The organism is Pseudoalteromonas sp. JC28, assembly GCF_013319255.1.
In the GTDB taxonomy this organism is placed as follows: domain Bacteria; phylum Pseudomonadota; class Gammaproteobacteria; order Enterobacterales; family Alteromonadaceae; genus Pseudoalteromonas.
Genome location: NZ_QOKX01000001.1, coordinates 692,312 through 711,179, shown reverse-complemented (window position 1 = coordinate 711,179; position 18,868 = coordinate 692,312). Strand labels below are relative to the sequence as shown.

Here is an 18,868-nt window from a genome sequence, read left to right as displayed (position 1 = left end):
AAGCATAAGGGATCATTTTGAAACTGATAGCGAATATTTTTAAGGGCATTTGGGCCACACTGAACTTTTCTAGGCGATTAATTCTAAATCTGCTGTTTTTATTCATTCTTATCGCCATAGTGATAAGCATTGTATCTGGTGAGGATCAGGTTGAGGTCGAAAGTAAAAGCGTATTACGTTTAAACCTAAACGGTATCATAGTCGAACAATTGACCTATGTTGACCCAGTTGAGGCGGCCATGAGTGATGCTTTCGCCGATTCAGAAGAGCCAAGTGAAATTTTGTTAGATGATGTCATTGATGTTATCAATAAAGCAGCTCAAGATGACCGCATTACAGTGATGTATCTTGATTTACAACGTCTTCATAGCGCCCATCTCGACAAATTACGAGATATCAAAGACGCGCTCGCGCAATTCAAAGCTGCGGGCAAAAAAATCTATGCTCACGGCGCTTATTACACTCAAGCTCAATATTATCTCGCCTCAGTAGCCGATGAAATTTCTCTACATCCTTACGGTGGGGTTAACATCACCGGTTTTGGCATGTACCCGCTGTATTTCAAAGAGGCGCTTGATAAGCTTAAAGTTACGCAGCATATTTTCCGCGTTGGTACATACAAGTCGGCCGTTGAACCTTATATTCGCAGCGATATGTCACCAGAAGCAAAAGAATCAAATCTTGGATGGATCACCCCGCTTTGGACACAATATAAAACAGAAGTAGCCGAAAACCGCGGTTTTGATGTGGCTAATTTTGATGAAACCTTCGCAGCATTAACAGACAAAATGGAAGCTGCACAAGGCGATTCCGCCAAATATGCTATCGACAACCAATGGGTCGATGCATTAACCACCAATCAAGCATTTGCTCAGAAACTGATCGATGAAGTTGGTCTTGATGCAAAGGGAAAATCTTTTAAACAGGTCTCGTTCAGTCAATATCTATCGACGTTACCGCCTAAAGAGTTTGCAGAAAATCCATTTACCGAGAAAGTCGCTGTGGTTGTTGCTAAAGGTCAAATCTCTGATGGCAAGCGTAAAGCGGGAGCTATTGGTGGCGATTCAACAGCAGCACTACTTAAGAAGGCTCGCCTTAACGACAAAGTGAAAGCCGTTGTATTAAGAATTGACTCTGGCGGTGGTAGCATGTTTGCTTCTGAAACCATTCGTAATGAAGTTATTGCACTAAAGGCCGCAGGAAAACCCGTGATAGCATCAATGGGTTCAGTTGCAGCTTCCGGCGGTTATTGGATTGCGGCATCAGCTAATGAAATTTGGGCATCGCCAAGCACTATCACGGGTTCTATTGGTGTATTTGGCATGATAATGACCTTTGAAAATGCAGCAAACTCATTAGGAATATACTCTGATGGTGTCGCGACAACCGAACTAAAAGGCCAATCTCCATTCAGAGGGATAGATGGTGGCTATAAAAATCTAATCCAAATGGGCGTTGAAGATGCCTATGATAAATTTATTTCCATGGTTGCAACCGAACGAAACCTTGATAAGTCAGCGGTTAATGAGGTTGCGCAAGGACGAGTATGGCTAGCAACTCAGGCGCTTGATTTTGGCCTAGTCGATAAGTTAGGTAACAAAAATGATGCCATTGAAGCGGCTGCAAGTCTTGCTAATTTAGAGATGTATGATGTTATCACTATTGAACAAACACTCACCGAGCAAGAAAAGCTGATGCAGCAATTATTTGGTGCGTCTATGGTGCAAAGTGCCATTAGTGCCCTTGTACCTGAGCAATCAATATTCGCAAAAACTGCATTAAATGCCCTAGACAGCGTTAGCAATACAATAGCACTACAAACTCAAATGTTAGGCCAGCTTAACGACCCTAACCATGTCTATACGCTTTGCTTAGTGTGTAACGTTTCACCTGAGTAAAATCGATTAAGCACTGCAATTGTGGTGCTGTAATTGTTATACTGAGCCCAGATTTTATTCTGGGCTTTTTTATGAAAAGAAAAAAAATATATATCGCCTATACCGGTGGTACCATTGGTATGAAGCAATCCAGTCGCGGTTACGTTCCGGTTGCGGGATATCTAACAGATACGGTAAAAAATAACGCTGAGTTTACTCGCGATGAAATGCCGCTTTTTGATATTCATGAATATTGCCCGTTAATTGATTCGTCAGATATGTCACCGCATCACTGGCAGCTTATCGCGGATGACATTCAATCAAAATATCACGACTACGATGGTTTTGTGGTGCTCCATGGCACAGATACCATGGCCTATACTGCCTCTGCGCTATCCTTTATGTTTGAGAACTTAACTAAACCTGTGATAGTGACCGGCTCTCAAATTCCGTTGTCACAACTGCGCTCTGATGGTCAAGTGAATCTGTTAAACGCGATGTATTTGGCTGCTAACTACCCTATCGCCGAAGTGAGTTTGTTTTTCAACAATAAACTTTACCGCGGTAATAGAGCAATCAAAGCTCATGCTGATGGCTTCGATGCATTCGCCTCTCCAAACCTTTCGCCGCTGGCACAAGCTGGGATCAATATTCAGCTGATCGAAGGGAAGCTAAGCCCTTACGTTGAGCAAAGCTTGCAAGTCACCAAGATTTCACCTCAACCTATCGCGGTAATGCATTTGTATCCTGGGATCTCAACAGAAATCCTTAAGAACCTAATGCGTGGTGAGATGAAAGCATTAATCTTATTGAGCTTTGGTGTTGGTAACGCGCCACAAGACGAGCATTTTTTAACTGAGCTTAAAGCAATCAGCGATCGCGGAGTGGTAATTATCAACCTCACCCAATGTATTCAAGGAAAAGTGAATATGGGCGGCTACGCGACAGGAAATGCGTTATTAAACTGTGGTGTGATCAGTGGCTACGATATGACACTAGAAGCGTGCTTAACAAAGCTACACTATTTATTTAGCCAGCAGCTTGAGCTAGAAACGATCCGCCATTTGATGCAAGACAATCTGCGCGGCGAGCTAACTCGATAGTAATCGATATCAATAAAGCGAAAAGTATCGCAACAAAAAAGCCGTGATATCTTCACCACGGCTTTTAAATCAGCTCGAACTACTCCGAACGTCGATTATTATCTAACTTTTGCTTCGATATCGACAAGATCAGTAAGGTGACAAGTTTCACCACTGTGTGTCTTTACACCGTGCTCACCAAAGTAATCACGCTGTGCTTGCACCAAGTGTCCGTTGCTTGGCGTGCTCAGTGTTGCAATATAAGTTTGCGTCGCAGCAAGCACTGGGAAAGACAAACCAGTCGCCACCGCTTTACCTGTAACACTACGTAGTGCAAGTGCAGGCTTCTCAAGTGAATCGATAAATTCAACACCTTCAGCAATATCGTCTAAGTAATCAGCTCGGATAATACAGCCCGCACGCCAGGTTTGTAGCGTTTTATTGAGATCTACTTTCCATTGGTGTGCACGAGACGCGCCCTTAATCAGTGCAAGACCTTGGCGGTAGCATAGCAAACTGGCAAAATAAAACGCATCTTTTAACTCGTCTAAATCAACCTCAATTGTTTGCGTTGATTTATTCGCATACGTCATTTCTTTTGCAGCTGGAGTATCAATAGTATTGGTGAGATGGCGAGCTTGTACCGCAGCCACAAGCGAAGGTACGGCAATACCAAGCTCCAGTGCGTTTTGCGCCGTCCAAAGGCCAGTGCCCTTAGCTCCTACCTTATTGTCGATAAGGTCGACTAAAGACTCGCCCTGATCTGTTTCTAGACTTAAAATGTGGCTAGAAATTGCAAGTAGATAACTATTTAATTTACCTTCAGACCAAGATTCAAAAATCTCAGCAACTTCTTTAGGAGAGCGACCGGTCCCCAAGCGTAGCAATTGATAAAGCTCGGCAATAAGCTGCATCAACGCATACTCAATACCATTGTGCACCATTTTAACAAAGTGACCGCTGGCCGATTGCCCTACACGCGCGAAACATGATTCGTTGTTGTAGCTCGCAGCAACTTTTTCGAACCAAGGCTCGATACGCTCCCAGCCACCTTCTGAACCACTTGCCATCATTGCAGGACCATGGCGTGCACCTTCGGCACCGCCAGAAATCCCCATAGTGGCAAACTCAAATTTATTCTGATATTTCAATTTACGTGCAATACCATCTTTGTAATTACTGTTACCACAGTCAACGATGATATCGTCTTTCTCAACTCCAGCTTCAACCAAATCGCTACAAACTTTATCTACTAGTTCACCTGCTGGAACGAGTAATAAAATCGAGCGAGGAGTCTCTAATCTTCTGATCATATCACCGAGATCAGACACTATGTGTAAGCGCTCCGCCATACCTAACGACTGTGCGCAACTCAATAATTCCGCACCTACTTCGGGGTTCTTGTCATAAGCGACTAAGGTCATCCCCTTCTCAATTAGATTTAGCGCGAGGTTTTTACCCATCACACCCAAACCAACTAATGCAACCTGCATTTAGTTTCCTCCTCGGTAACATCAAAACTTTATGCGTTCGTGTATGTGCATTATACCTGAGCGACCATGATTGACCAGCGAGACACACAATTCACTGGTATCATATCGGTCCCCAAAATATGACAGCTAACACAATTCACTGTATAGCAATATAGTGACAGCAGCACGAATTCACCAATTTTGTGATAAATCTCAAATGGTCCCCCTAAGCTGTAAGGTAGAATATTCGAGATTGACGGCCACTGACACCGGTGTCATAATGATGACATATAGATCATATAACTTAATTCGAGTGTTAAAAAGGGTTTTGCATAATTCTTTATGCTCTAATTAGTTAAATCGTGATTTTACAATGTGGCATGTGTAAAAAAACAGCAATTTTGATTTACTTTTAACACATTCATAAGTTTTTGCTTACCTTGATAAGCTAACAGGAGAATCTGATGCTTAGACGCACAAAAATCGTCGCAACACTGGGGCCAGCGACGGATAGAGATAACAACTTAGAAAAAATCATTCGTGCCGGCACCAACGTAGTCAGACTAAACTTTTCACACGGTGTAGCTCAAGATCACAAAAATAGAGCCGAAGCCGTTCGCGAAATTGCTAAACGCTTAGGTGTAAATGTAGCGATCCTTGCAGATTTGCAAGGTCCTAAAATCCGCGTTTCAACATTTAAAGAAGGCAAAGTGTTCTTAGAAGTGGGTGTAAAATTCACGCTCGATGCAAAAATGGAGCCTGGCCAAGGTCACGTTGAAGCCGTGGGTATCGACTATAAAGAATTACCGAATGACGTAAAACAAGGTGATTTGCTGTTATTAAACGATGGACTTATTCAGCTTGTTGTTGAAGAAGTACAAGGTCACTTGGTTCACACTAGTGTTAAAGTGGGCGGCGTATTGTCGAACAATAAAGGGATCAACCGTTTAGGCGGCGGCTTAACAGCACCTGCATTTACTGACAAAGACAAAGAAGATTTGATCACAGCAGCTGAAATTGGTGTGGATTATATTGCGGTTTCGTTCCCTCGCAGTGGTGACGACATGCGTTACGTTAGAGGGTTGGCGGAGAAAGCAGGTTCTAATGCACAGTTACTTGCAAAAATCGAACGTGCAGAAGCGGTTGAAACCGTAGAAGCGATTGACGATATCGTATTGGCTTCTGATGCGGTGATGGTTGCCCGTGGTGATTTAGGTGTAGAAATTGGCGATGCCGCTCTTGTTGGTAAACAGAAGCAAATTATCAGCCGTGCCCGCTCACTAAACCGTACTGTGATCACTGCCACCCAAATGATGGAGTCAATGATTGACAACCCAATGCCAACACGTGCTGAAGTTATGGATGTTGCAAACGCAGTGCTTGATGGCACAGATGCGGTAATGCTTTCAGCAGAAACCGCTGCTGGTGATTATCCTGAGCAAACGGTCGCGGCAATGGCACGTGTGTGTTTAGGTGCTGAATCTCAACCGCAGATCCATATCTCTAAACATCGTTTAGACAGCCGTTTTGCTGATACCTGTGAAACTATCGCGCTGTCGGCAATGTACGCTGCGAACCATTTAGATTCAGTAAAGGCGATTGTCGCACTAACTGAATCGGGTAATACCGCAAAATTAATGTCTCGTATCAGTTCTGGATTGCCTATTTACGCACTGTCTCGCCATCAATCAACACTTGGGCAGGCATCACTCTATCGTGGTGTATATCCGGTAAGATTTGACTCGACGCAATGCTCAGATGATTCAACTGTTCGCGAAGCGCTTGATACGCTAGTTGCTGCTGGCTCATTGGAAAAAGGCGACACAGTGATCATCACACACGGTGATAAGATGGAAACTATCGGCGCCAGTAACACGCTGAAAATCGTCACAGTGTAAAAGCGTTGAACTAGGTAGCCTTGCTGCCTAGTTCATCTTTCCTTAGAATACTCTAAAGTGTACAAGCACATAAAATACACTACGTCACCGTAGGCTAAACACGGCGCAAATCACTTTAGCTCGCGCTTTTATTAGCTTGCGAGTGCGGCCTTTACTTTGTCACGGTAACTACGGCTGACTTTAAGCTCTTGACCATTCTCAAGTACCAATAAATACTCGCCACTGCTTTGTGTGACTAGTTTACTAATCTGCTTAGTATTAACAATTGCAGAGCGATGTACGCGCACAAATAACGTTGGATCTAACTCTTGTTCTAGATCTTTCATTGTTTTACGTAAAATATGAGTCTGACCATCGCTACAGTGTAAGCACATATAGTCACCGGCTGCATCAATCCACTGAATTGACGATGTCGAAACTCGAATGATTTCACCCTGCTCTTTTACTGCGAGCGACTCTGGGAATTTTTTATCTTCAATTGTATCTCCTGTTGCAAGTTTTTTAAGGATTTCTTCACAGTTATTACCAGTGATCCCTGCAACAAAGCTGGCTAGCTTTTTCTTATGCGCATTGTCTTGTTGTGTTTTTAAATAGCTTTGCACTTTCTCCACCGCCTGTTTTAATCTGTTGTCATCAACGGGTTTTAAGATGTAATCCAGCGCATGGATCTCAAATGCCTTTACAGCATATTGGTCGAACGCGGTTACAAATACGATAGCAGGCAATGGTTTAACACTTTCACTCAGCGCTCTCGCTACTTCAAAGCCATTCATGTTCGGCATTTGAATATCGAGAAAGACCAGATCTATGTCCTCAGATTTGCATAGATCGATTGCTTGTTGACCACTGCCACACAATTCTACAACTTCAATTTCAGAAAAATCTCTTAACCTTACCGCTAGCCCTTTTCTCGCTAACGGTTCATCATCTACGATTAGTGTTCTAATTTTGCTCATTACTTCTTCGCCCTTTCATATGGAACGCGAATGTTTACCTTCAAACCAGTTGGCTCATTATCCGAGAGCACAAATGAATAGTTGTTTTCGTACAAGGTTTTTAAACGGTCTTTGGTATTCGCTAAACCCACTCCCTGTGCACTTTTCAGTTGCCCATCTTCCAATTCTGCGCCAGGACCATTGTCTCCTACTTCCAAGAGTAGTTCATTGGCAAACACCTGCGCTTTTATTTCAATTTTGCCGCCATGCTCCATATGGGCAATTGCGTATTTAATGCTGTTTTCAATGAGTGGTTGTAGGATCAAGCTAGGTACCAACGCCTGTTCAGCCTCTTCTGTCACATCAAGCTCAATAGATAAGCGCTCATCAAAACGGACCTTTTCAATTTCTAAGTACAGTCTCAACGCATGTAACTCTTGCTCAAGCGGTACCTTTTTTATCGGATCTGTATTTAATGTATGGCGCAAGAAATCACTGAGCCTTGAGACCATTTGATTCGCATCTTTATTTTCTTCAACCAATATAAGCGTCGAAATTGCATTAAGGGTATTGAATAGAAAATGCGGATTCAGTTGATAACGCAACATTTTCAATTGCGCTTCATGGGCCATAGTATTGGCTTTCAACGCCTTTTGACGCTCACTTTGTAACAACTGGTAATACTTAATACCAAAATACAGCCCACTCCAACAGAGTATGATATAGACAGAGTCTAGTCCCTGCTGTAAGTAATAAAACCATTCATCAGGTCTATACCCGTGACGATAAATTTCCCAATGATTAAACTTCTGAACGACCGCCCATAGTGTTCCAGTTACATATGACGCCGTAAACACAACGAATATCAGCACCAACGGTGTTGCATTCCAAATTTTACGATAGAGGTATCGTAGCGGTACGGTCATCAAACAACCTGCGTAGGCATTTAAAGCGATGACAAATACATAAATATCCCGCATTTCAAAGACTTTTGAGCCAATATAGTTAACTAGCGCGTAGCCCAGCCAACCAGCTATTTGTAATACCCAGAAAAATCTCTGCCTGTTATCAACCAGTGATTGCCACTTCAAAATGATTATACCTCTTCTATCTTAACTGGATTATATCTCAGCATGTCGTCTCTATTCACTGCTGGTGGTCTCAGTTTTTACACGCCCTGCCGCAAATAAAAAAGGCACCTCAGTGCCTTTTTTTGAAATAAATTAACCAGTTAATTTATCTTCATCTATTCAAACTGTCGCTCTTAAGCAAGCTTGTCAGATGCCACTTTATAGGTAGGATCTGCTTGGCCGTCTAGCTCAACGAGATCTTTAGCCTTACTTAGCAGTACTTTACAGTCTTGGCTCAAGTGGCGAAGATGAAGCGTTTTACCAGCCTTTTTATAACGTTCAGCTAGCGTATCTATTGCTTCAATTGCACTATGATCGGCAACACGACTATGTTTAAATTCTACAATGATGTCGTCTGGATCATTATTAACGTCAAACAGCTCTGCAAAGTTTTTCACCGACCCAAAAAATAGAGGTCCGTGTAATTCGTACACTTTTGAGCCTTGCTCATCAATATAATTATTGGTGTAAATATGTTTCGCATGCTCCCACGCAAATACCAGTGCCGAAACAATGACACCAACGCAAACTGCGATGGCCAAATCTGTAATCACTGTAACCCCCGACACCAAGACGATTACAAATGCATCTGATTTAGGGATCTTTCTAATTAATCTAAAACTTGACCATTCAAAAGTCCCCAATACCACCATAAACATTACACCAACTAACGCCGCTAGCGGGATCATCTCAATAAGGCTTGCTGCAAACAGAATAAATACAAGTAGTAATAATGATGCTGTGATACCTGACAAACGGCTACGGCCACCAGAATTAATATTGATCATTGATTGCCCAATCATCGCACAGCCACCCATCGCACCAAACACACCACAAGTAACATTAGCCGCACCTTGGCCGATACATTCGCGGTTACTGTGACCACGTGTTTCGGTGATTTCGTCGATTAGCGTGAGCGTTAATAAAGATTCAATCAAACCAATCGCCGCTAGGATAAGCGCGTATGGGAAGATAATTTTAAATGTTTCAAATGTCCAAGGAACTTCTGGAATATGGAAAGCAGGAAAACCACCGGCAATCGTTGCATCTACGTTACCTGACATATCTTTCAGATAATCAAGCACATTACGAGCGTCTAAATCTAAACCAATAACAATACCAGTTACCACTAAAATTGCCGCTAGGCTAGACGGAACTGCAGTTGTTAGCTTTGGTAGAAAGTGAATGATGGCCATAGTCAATGCTACCAAGCCCACCATCACATAAAGGGTTTCCCCTTGCATCCAAGTCAGCTCACCTTCACTATTAAGTACTTTGAACTGACCAAGTTGCGCAAGAAAGATAACGATGGCTAAACCATTCACAAAGCCTAGCATCACAGGGTGCGGTACCATACGTATAAACTTGCCAAGTTTAAATATACCTGCGAGTATTTGTAAGAGCCCCATGAGTAATACAGTTGCAAAAAGATACTCGACACCATGATCAATAACGAGACTCACCATTACCACGGCAAGAGCCCCTGTTGCACCCGAGATCATACCCGGCCTACCACCAAAGATTGAAGTCACAAGACCGACAATAAATGCTGCATATAAACCGACTAATGGGTCTACTTGTGCAACAAAAGCGAAAGCCACAGCCTCAGGCACAAGTGCCAAAGCGACCGTAAGCCCAGACAGTACATCGTTTTTAGCAGAGCTAGGCGCTTTGCTGATAAGATTAAACATCAATATCCTCTGGTGTGAATTGACTATGAACACAAAGGCGGCGGATTTTAGCAAAAAGCAGCGCCTTTAACAAATAAGATACAAGCCTGTATCACAAACTCGCTTGCAATACATAACTTAATAAAGCGGTCTGTATTGTAGTATAGAACAATGGTGAAAAGATGACGGGAAGCCCTACCCAACGAGCAGGGCAACAAATTGCATTAAAGTGGTAAGGAAGTGCTGCGCTTAACGCAAGTCATTGTAACATTTGAATGTACTTCTTGGACGAACTCTAAATTAAGTAAGTTATCACGAACAAATTGCTCATAACCTTCAATGCCTTTCGAAATGATACGCAACATAAAGTCCATGGTGCCTGCCATAGAGTAGCACTCTGTCACTTCGTCATAACTTAAGATCAATTTTTCAAACTCGGCAAGGTTGTTGCGGCCATGGTTTGAAAGCCTAACATGCGCATAAACCAACATATCAAATCCGAGTTTCTTCTCATCCAGCAATGCAACTTTGCCTTTGATGTAGCCGTCTTGCTCTAATTTAGCGATGCGACGCCAACAAGGTGACTGAGATAGCCCTACTTTATCAGCGATTTCAGCGGTAGAAAGACTTGCGTCTTGCTGTAACAATGCCAGTATCTGGCGATCTACTTGGTTTAATGACATATCTATTCTAGTTTAATTAGCACACCAGTCTATTAACCGATGCTGATTGTTATTCCCTGAAGCATAGCAAATTAAAAAATGCACATCACTACTATGCCACTTCCACTATATCTAACCAAATCGGCCACTCATAAAAGGATTTGTCGCCTTTTCGAAGCCAATTGAGGTATTTTCACCATGGCCAGAATGCACCACGACCTCATCAGGCAAAGTAAACAGCTTATCTTGTATAGACTGTTTTAGTTGGGCTGCATCGCCTTTTGGAAAGTCAGTACGACCAACAGAGCCTTTAAACAACACATCTCCTACTAAGACCTGTTTTGAGCTTGGTTCATAAAAAACCACATGCCCCGGAGTATGCCCTGGACAATGTCTGACTTCGAGTGCGAGGTTCCCCACTTTAACCTTATCCCCATCATTTAACCACTTAGATGGTAAAAAAGCTTCATGATTAGGAAAACCAAACATCTGTGATTGCATTGGCAAGGCTTCCAGCCAAAATTGGTCGCTCTGATGAGGCCCGATAATCTCGATATTAAAATGCTCACTTAATACTGTACTTGCTCCCACATGATCAAGGTGCGCGTGGGTAAGCAAAATCATGCTTGGCGCTACCCCTTGTGTGTTCAACTGCGCAATAATTTTTTCCGCTTCACCACCTGGGTCTACAATTGCAGCGGCTTGTGTTTCTGGACACACAATGACACGACAATTTTGCATAAATGGTGTAACTGGAATGGTAAACACTTGCATGGTTAGTTTGCTCCAAACGACATCAAAACAGGATATTTAAGATACGCTTTATCATAAAACGGCGTTCTTGCATAAAGCCACTCCATCCGCGCTTTTGGATCGTTTGCAAACTGCTTGTCTTCACGTATTTTTTTATCAAAGGCTAATGCCATAGCTGGATTTTGTTTTAGCATTTTTCGTGCAAAAGGTTCAAGTGCATAATTTTCAACATATTCTGTACGTTGGAAGATAGTATTGAACTCCCCCCAAGCAAAAAATGAGTCAGGCGCTTCTGGATGTAGTAAGTGAGTCACCAGCTCTCCAGATTTTTGCGCCGTTGCCACTTTATACCACCCACTGAGATCGACCTTATCTGAGAGCTCCTTAATGTCGAAAGTCGCATTCACTCTAAAGCGCCCTTCAAAAGGAGCAGTATCGAACTTGTAGTCTTTTACTGTAGCTTGACTTACTTTTTCCACTACCGTTCCATCTGGTAATGTAGAAACGGTTATTCCATGCAGTTTTAATTTTTCGACCACTTCAGGGTATGCGGGTGGAATGTAAAACTGCTCAGGTACATTCACCGCTGTTTTTACTTCCTTCTGCCAATAAATTGGCAGCTTCTCATAGTTTTGTGGCTCGCCTAAGTACTTAGCTTCCAAATGACCAGACAATGCACTTTCAAACTGCTTGTATTGGATGCCTTTAAATTGAATGTAGTCGGGCTCTTTTGCATAGCTGCGTTCAACTACCAATTGTTTAGGTGTGAATTCGGCCTCTTTTTGAACCGCTTCTCGTAATGCCTGAATATTGCTTGAGAGGCCACTGATAACGCCATCCATAAACACATAGGTGCCCAGTACACGCTGCTTATAGGGTTTCAATGAGTGATTTTCTACCAGTATAGTCGGCAGTCCCTTTAAATCTCCCCAACCATTTGAAAATCGCGGCGTTGCCACCCATCCAGCCAGCCCTTTTTTAAAGTCTCGTTTATCCATCACAAACACAAGTGGACCAGGAATATGTCCTTGAGCAGCAAGCGCTGCATTAATTTGTGGCGAAATCTGATTCTCTAACACCTCAGCTATTGCCGGTGACTCACTTGCAAAAGTCGGGTTAAAACCATAAGTGACATCGTATTGGTAGTCTGCGCCATCCGTTACATGAACATCAATGTACAGATCCGGATTGTATTCGTTAATTACCTGCATGACCGCCTTGACTCCTGGCGTGTCCAATTTAGTGTAATCACGATTCAGATTTAAGTTATTGGCATTGGTCCTAAAGCCCATAACGGTCGGACCGCGTTGATTTATACGGTTAAACTCACTGCGCCTTTCATGCCCATCGACGTTGAGAATAGGGATAAAGAGTAAATTCACTTTCGTCAAAATATCACGGCGCTTACCTGTTGCAACATCGCGAAGCAACATAAACATGGCATCTTTGCCGTCAATTTCTCCGGCATGAATACCAGCTTGTACTAAAATGGTTGGCTTACCATTATTAATAACATTTGATTTATCACCGCCCTGCTCCGTTGCAACAATCATCTTAATTGCGCGATTACTATTGCTAAACCCAATGGTCTCTAGCTTAAATTGGGTCGGATTGGCAGCCACTAGGCGGTCAACAAATGCCATCGTATCTGCGTAATTAGGAGAATCTATCGCACCGCTTAGTTCAAAATCAGTCGTTAATGGGCCCTGTTGTTGTAATAGTTGTTCGCTTTTGCCCTGCCACTCCATCAAGGGTGGTAAATGACCGTTCATACCTAGCATTGCAGTAAGCATAATAATGCTGGAACTCATCATATTTCTCTATTCCTCTGCTTTTATCTGCCAATTATATCAATATTTTAGATATCGGCTTACAATGTGCGGTGATTCAACAAAAATTTGCAGTTAATCGCAGATAACCATAACTTTAGGGATCAAATGAGCATACAAAAATCAATTTTAATCACAGGTTGTTCTAGCGGGATTGGTTATTACTGCGCTGTGCAATTGTCAAAAGCAGGATATCAAGTTATTGCTTCGGTTAGAAATGCAAAAGACTTGAATAAATTTGAAGGCACAAACATTCAATGTATTCTGCTAGATTTAGCATGTGAGCAAAGTATAAACGATGGCTTTAACCAAGCTTTGACAATCGCAAATGGTCAGCTAGACGCCTTATTCAATAACGGAGCCTACGGCCAACCTGGTGCGGTAGAAGACTTGCCTACAGACGTGTTACGGCAACAATTTGAAGTTAATTTTTTTGGCTGGCATACGCTCACCTGTCTCGCAGTTGAGCAAATGCGTAGGCAAGGCGCAGGCCGCATTGTTCATAACTCATCCGTGCTTGGATTAGTCGCATTGCCATATCGCGGCGCCTATAACGCGAGCAAATTTGCACTTGAAGGACTTACCGATACCCTACGCATGGAGCTTTCAGGTAGCAATATTCAAGTTAGCCTAATAGAGCCAGGTCCAATCGTGTCTAAATTTAGAGAAAACGCGAAACACGCCTTTTTAGCGAATATCGATCACGAAAATAGCGTACATCGCAATGCATATCAGGCGCAGCTTAACCGCTTAAGCTCAGAAGAAGCTCCGCAAAAATTCACTTTGGGGCCAGAAGCTGTTTATAAAGTGCTGCAACACGCGCTGAGTGCTAAGACTGCAAAGCCAAGATATTACGTCACGTTTCCGACCTATTTGATGGGATACTTGAAACGAATATTGAGCAGTAAGATGCTGGATAAAATCTTAATAAAAAACCGCTAACGTTAGAGTTTATAACGAATATAAAACTAAAAAAGGAGCCAAAGGCTCCTTTTCAATACCAGGTTTAGTCCTAAGACTAATTCTAGTTCCGCTTATTAAGCAGCTAGACCATCTTTTGCTTTAGCAACTAGTGCTGCGAAAGCTACTTGGTCGTATACTGCGATATCAGCTAGGATCTTACGATCAATTTCAATCGATGACTTTTTAAGGCCATTGATGAAACGGCTGTAAGAAAGACCATTTTGACGTGCAGCTGCGTTGATACGAGCAATCCATAGTTGACGGAAAGTACGTTTCTTAGCACGACGGTCACGGTAAGCATATTGACCAGCTTTAGTTACCGCTTGGAAAGCTACGCGGTAAACGCGTGAACGCGCTCCATAGTAACCTTTAGCTTGCTTTAATACTTTTTTGTGACGTGCACGTGCAACTACGCCGCGTTTAACTCTTGCCATTTCTGATATCCTCTATTAAGCGAATGGTAACATACGATCGATTAGGCCTAGGTCATTCTTATGAACCATAGACTTAGCACGAAGGTGTAATTTACGCTTTGAAGATTTCTTAGTCAGAATGTGACGAAGATGCGACTGTTTACGCTTGTAACCGCCAGAAGCAGTCTTTTTGAAGCGCTTAGCAGCACCTCTGTGTGATTTTAGCTTATAAGCCATTTGCAATAACTCCGAATGATATTGCTTTAACACAATGTAAGTAGGCGGAGATAAACTCACTTGTAGGCCTAGCTTACTACCTAAAACCGGTGAAGGATCAATACCTTACTTTAGAACCGGATAACGCAGGTGGCGTTAGCACTTGAGACCTGCGTTAAATTCGATACGTATTATGCCGAGATTAAGACTTTTTAGCAATAGGTGCCATCATCATTATCATCTGACGACCTTCCACTTTTTTCGGGAAAGACTCAACAGATGCGATATCTTCCAACTCAGTCTTGATACGGTTTAACAGGTCGATACCAATTTCTTGGTGCGCCATTTCACGACCACGGAAGCGAATTGTGACTTTAGCTTTGTCACCACCCTCAAGAAACTTGCGAAGGCTACGTAGCTTAACTTGGTAATCACCAACATCAGTACCAGGACGGAATTTAACTTCCTTAACCTGAATTTGCTTTTGCTTTTTCTTTTGTTCTTTTTGGATTTTTGCTTTTTCAAAAAGGAACTTACCGTAGTCCATCACTTTACAAACTGGTGGTTCAGCGTTTGGACTGATCTCAACTAGATCTAGACCGGCTTCTTCCGCCATGTTTTGTGCGTCTCTTGTTGAGACAATGCCAGCTTGCTCGCCTTCAGCGTCAATTAAGCGAACTTCTTTCGCTGTAATCTCTTCGTTAATACGATTTTTCTGAGCGTTATTTTGCCCTTTTTTGCCGCCTCTAATGGTACGTTCCTCCAAAAAATTCAAAAGTAAATGCGTGCACCAGAAAAAGTAAAGTACACGCAAGTTTATATTTATAGTCGATTTTTAATCTCTTCGCTAACTTTCGCGATGAAATCGTCAACCGAGAATTTACCTAAATCTTCACCAGTACGGGTTCTTACTGCAACTTCTTGTTGCTCGACTTCTTTATCACCCACCACTAGTAAATAAGGTATACGTTTTAAAGTATGCTCGCGGATTTTAAAACCAATCTTCTCATTTCTCAAGTCGGCACAAGCTCTTATTCCAAGTTTATTCAACTTTTGTACAACTTCGTGGACATAATCGGCTTGTTTGTCCGTGATATTCATGATCACAACTTGCTTTGGTGCAAGCCAAGTTGGGAATTGACCAGCGTATTCTTCCGTTAGGATACCAATAAAGCGCTCTAGTGAGCCTAGAATTGCGCGGTGGATCATAACAGGGGTTTTACGCTCGTTATTTTCCGCAACATATGTTGCCCCTAAACGGCCAGGTAGTGCAAAGTCTAATTGCACTGTACCACATTGCCATGCACGCTCTAAACAGTCATATAGCGTGAATTCAATCTTCGGTCCGTAAAACGCACCTTCCCCAGGTAAATATTCAAACTCGATGTCATTGGCTTTCAAAGCATCTGCAAGTGCAGCTTCCGCTTTGTCCCACATTTCGTCTTCACCGATACGTTTTTCAGGGCGCGTCGATAATTTAACAACGATCTTTTCGAAGCCAAAAGTTGAATACGTATCATACACCATTTTGATACATGCTGATACTTCGTCCATGATCTGTTCTTCTGTGCAGAATACGTGCGCATCGTCTTGTGTAAATCCACGAACACGCATCAAACCATGTAGTGCACCAGATGGTTCATTACGGTGACAACAACCAAACTCAGCCATACGCAATGGTAAATCACGGTATGACTTTAGACCCTGGTTAAAGATCTGCACGTGACCTGGGCAGTTCATCGGCTTAATAGCATACTCACGTTTCTCTGACTCAGTCGTGAACATGGCATCTGAATACTTGTCCCAGTGGCCTGATTTTTCCCACAAACCACGGTCCATCATCAACGGACCTTTTACTTCTTCGTACTGATATTCGCGTAGTTTTTCGCGAACAAAATCTTCAAGCTCACGATAAATGCTCCAGCCATCATTGTGCCAAAATACCATGCCTGGCGCTTCTTCTTGCCAATGCCACAGATCGAGTGCTTTACCAATTTTACGGTGATCACGCTTCTCAGCTTCTTCTAGACGCTTAAGATACGCCTTTAGCTGCTTTTTGTCAGCCCAAGCTGTACCGTAGATACGCTGTAACATCTTGTTTTCTGAGTTGCCGCGCCAGTATGCGCCCGCCACTTTCATAATCTTGAAGTGGTGACAGAACTTCATATTTGGTACGTGCGGACCACGACACATATCAACATATTCTTCGTGGTGATATAAACCTGGGCGGTCATCTTTCGCGATATTCTCGTCTAGGATTTCCATCTTATAGGTTTCACCGCGTGCTGCAAATGCATCGCGCGCTTCTTGCCAGCTCACCTTTTTCTTTACTACGTCGTAGTCGGTTTTTGCCAACTCCAACATACGCTTTTCTATCGCTTCAAGGTCCTCTTGAGTAAGCGAATGCTCTAAGTCAACATCGTAATAGAAACCGTTGTCGATAGTAGGACCAATCGCCATTTTAGCTTCTGGGAACAATTGTTTTACAGCGTGACCAATCAAGTGCGCACACGAGTGACGAATAATTTCAAGACCGTCGTCGTCTTTTGCGGTGATGATTTCAAGCGCTGAGTCATTTTCGATGAGGTCACAAGCATCAACACGAACGCCATTTACACGGCCAGCAATCGTTGCTTTCGCAAGGCCAGGACCGATGTCTTGAGCGACTTCTAGAGTAGTGACAGGGTTTTCAAAAATACGCTGACTGCCGTCAGGGAGAGTAATAACTGGCATGATAAATCCTATTTACAGTGGTGACACCTACAATGCATCACATGTATTTAATTAATTTTAAAGTGTGCCTATCAACGCTTTTACGAATAAGCATTGTCTTGCGCGAATTATCGCGGCTCATCCGAGGACTTTCGAATAAGAGCCACTATTCTCGCGTGTTACTTGGCTAAGTGCAAGCCTAGAGCTAAAATTAATCTATTAATTTACAAAAACTATTTTGGGATTATTCGTGGCCAAAAAGCGTTATCGGTTTGCAACCTTTAATCTACTAAATTTTGCAGCGCCGCCTTATTCTTTTTATCAACTTCATGAGCACTATAATGAAACACAGTGGCAAACCAAAACTCAGTTTATTACGGGACTCATTCAGCATATAAACCCCGATGTCATTGTGTTTCAAGAGGTCTTCTCACCTGATAGCTTACAGATGCTGTGCGAAGACTTGGGTCTTGTCCACTTTGCCACTGTAGATGCGCCAAGTCCTGATCACGTCTACCCGTCGGTACTGTTTAAACCCGTGGTCGCTATCGCATCAAAACTACCATTTAAATCCTTTGCGCCGTTAGAGCCCTGCCCCGAATTACTCGAATACCTTAATAATCAACATCAGTTTAAATTCAATCGCACCCCGATAAAATGCAAGTTCGACATTCCAGGCTTTGGGTTACTCGCGTGTTATGCCGTGCACTTTAAGTCTCAACGCGTACATTCAATGGCCCACATGCTGGGAGATTCCAATCAAGATGACCCGCTACTTACATTGCTTCACGAAACCGTAGGTACGATGCAGTCGCAGATCTCACGTTCACTCGAAGCTTCCATCATTTATTACGATGCATTAAAAACACAAAGGGAGAAACAAGCTGCAACATTGGTGATGGGCGACTTCAATGATGCATTAGACAGCCCGGCATTATCTTTTATGACGCAAGCCTTTCCACCCGTCCTTGCTAGTAATGGCTTTGATAATGTCGGTTTGTTTGACAGTTTTCTTTACGCCGACAACAACCACAAAGAAAAACCAGCCAGTCATTACTATCAAGGTGAAGGTAACGTACTTGATTACATTCTTTGTTCAAAAGAGTTCAATCCCAACCGAGAAACGCCCAGGGTGAAGTCGTTACATTACTACAGTTACGATGCTCACCTTGATCCAAAGCGCATGGACGAAGATATTTGCTATTCTGACCATGCAGCGATAGCAATAGAAATAACACTGTGAGATAATTCAATTT

General features: G+C 42.7%; 16 protein-coding genes. 5 read left to right on the top strand and 11 right to left on the bottom strand.

The window, feature by feature from the left end; translation table 11 throughout:
• Positions 1-17: 17 nt before the first annotated feature.
• Together sppA and ansA are read left to right on the top strand one after the other, a co-directional pair.
• Entirely contained in the window at positions 18-1,898 is a 1,881-nt protein-coding gene (gene sppA / locus DS891_RS03080) for a signal peptide peptidase SppA (RefSeq protein WP_174168813.1), read from the top strand.
• Between the two features lie 71 nt (positions 1,899-1,969).
• Positions 1,970-2,980, top strand: a complete 1,011-nt coding sequence (gene ansA / locus DS891_RS03075) for an asparaginase (RefSeq protein ID WP_010376991.1) — start codon at positions 1,970-1,972, stop codon at positions 2,978-2,980.
• Between the two features lie 98 nt (positions 2,981-3,078).
• Here the strand turns inward: ansA and gndA are convergent, their stop codons facing one another.
• The gene (gndA, locus tag DS891_RS03070; RefSeq protein ID WP_174168812.1) at positions 3,079-4,452 is read right to left on the bottom strand and encodes an NADP-dependent phosphogluconate dehydrogenase; all 1,374 of its coding nucleotides are present in this window, start codon (positions 4,450-4,452) and stop codon (positions 3,079-3,081) included.
• Between the two features lie 443 nt (positions 4,453-4,895).
• Between gndA and pyk the strand changes: the two genes are divergently transcribed.
• Positions 4,896-6,329: a pyruvate kinase gene (pyk, locus tag DS891_RS03065; RefSeq protein WP_102056869.1), complete on the top strand. Its 1,434-nt coding sequence runs from the start codon at positions 4,896-4,898 to the stop codon at positions 6,327-6,329.
• Between the two features lie 131 nt (positions 6,330-6,460).
• On the opposite strand, the gene DS891_RS03060 is transcribed toward pyk, so the two are convergent.
• From DS891_RS03060 to DS891_RS03035, 6 genes are all read right to left on the bottom strand, one after another.
• Complete coding sequence (locus tag DS891_RS03060; RefSeq protein ID WP_010376983.1) at positions 6,461-7,285, bottom strand: LytTR family DNA-binding domain-containing protein; 825 nt, start codon at positions 7,283-7,285, stop codon at positions 6,461-6,463.
• Complete coding sequence (locus DS891_RS03055; RefSeq protein WP_010604863.1) at positions 7,285-8,355, bottom strand: sensor histidine kinase; 1,071 nt, start codon at positions 8,353-8,355, stop codon at positions 7,285-7,287. Before DS891_RS03055 ends, DS891_RS03060 begins: the two co-directional genes overlap by 1 nt.
• A gap of 173 nt (positions 8,356-8,528) precedes the next feature.
• A complete protein-coding gene (locus DS891_RS03050) occupies positions 8,529-10,085 on the bottom strand; it encodes a SulP family inorganic anion transporter (protein ID WP_174168811.1) in 1,557 nt (518 codons plus the stop codon).
• Between the two features lie 203 nt (positions 10,086-10,288).
• Positions 10,289-10,747, bottom strand: a complete 459-nt coding sequence (locus DS891_RS03045; protein ID WP_010376979.1) for an Lrp/AsnC family transcriptional regulator — start codon at positions 10,745-10,747, stop codon at positions 10,289-10,291.
• A 111-nt stretch (positions 10,748-10,858) separates the two neighbouring features.
• Positions 10,859-11,500: an MBL fold metallo-hydrolase gene (locus tag DS891_RS03040; protein WP_010604865.1), complete on the bottom strand. Its 642-nt coding sequence runs from the start codon at positions 11,498-11,500 to the stop codon at positions 10,859-10,861.
• Positions 11,501-11,502: 2 nt separating this feature from the next.
• Entirely contained in the window at positions 11,503-13,290 is a 1,788-nt protein-coding gene (locus DS891_RS03035; RefSeq protein WP_174169080.1) for a M14 family metallopeptidase, read from the bottom strand.
• A 126-nt stretch (positions 13,291-13,416) separates the two neighbouring features.
• Between DS891_RS03035 and DS891_RS03030 the strand changes: the two genes are divergently transcribed.
• The gene (locus DS891_RS03030) at positions 13,417-14,250 is read left to right on the top strand and encodes an SDR family oxidoreductase (RefSeq protein WP_174168810.1); all 834 of its coding nucleotides are present in this window, start codon (positions 13,417-13,419) and stop codon (positions 14,248-14,250) included.
• 95 nt (positions 14,251-14,345) lie between these two features.
• Here DS891_RS03030 and rplT read toward each other — a convergent pair whose 3' ends face one another.
• The 4 genes from rplT to thrS form a co-directional block, all read right to left on the bottom strand.
• Positions 14,346-14,705, bottom strand: coding sequence for a 50S ribosomal protein L20 (rplT, locus tag DS891_RS03025; protein ID WP_010376973.1), 360 nt, complete (start codon positions 14,703-14,705; stop codon positions 14,346-14,348).
• 15 nt (positions 14,706-14,720) lie between these two features.
• A complete protein-coding gene (gene rpmI, locus DS891_RS03020; protein ID WP_010604868.1) occupies positions 14,721-14,921 on the bottom strand; it encodes a 50S ribosomal protein L35 in 201 nt (66 codons plus the stop codon).
• 181 nt (positions 14,922-15,102) lie between these two features.
• Positions 15,103-15,666: a translation initiation factor IF-3 gene (infC, locus tag DS891_RS03015; RefSeq protein WP_095729294.1), complete on the bottom strand. Its 564-nt coding sequence runs from the start codon at positions 15,664-15,666 to the stop codon at positions 15,103-15,105.
• A gap of 56 nt (positions 15,667-15,722) precedes the next feature.
• Entirely contained in the window at positions 15,723-17,633 is a 1,911-nt protein-coding gene (thrS, locus tag DS891_RS03010) for a threonine--tRNA ligase (protein WP_095729293.1), read from the bottom strand.
• Between the two features lie 229 nt (positions 17,634-17,862).
• Here thrS and DS891_RS03005 point away from each other — a divergent pair, with 229 nt between their 5' ends.
• Entirely contained in the window at positions 17,863-18,855 is a 993-nt protein-coding gene (locus DS891_RS03005; protein WP_174168809.1) for an endonuclease/exonuclease/phosphatase family protein, read from the top strand.
• Positions 18,856-18,868: the final 13 nt, after the last annotated feature.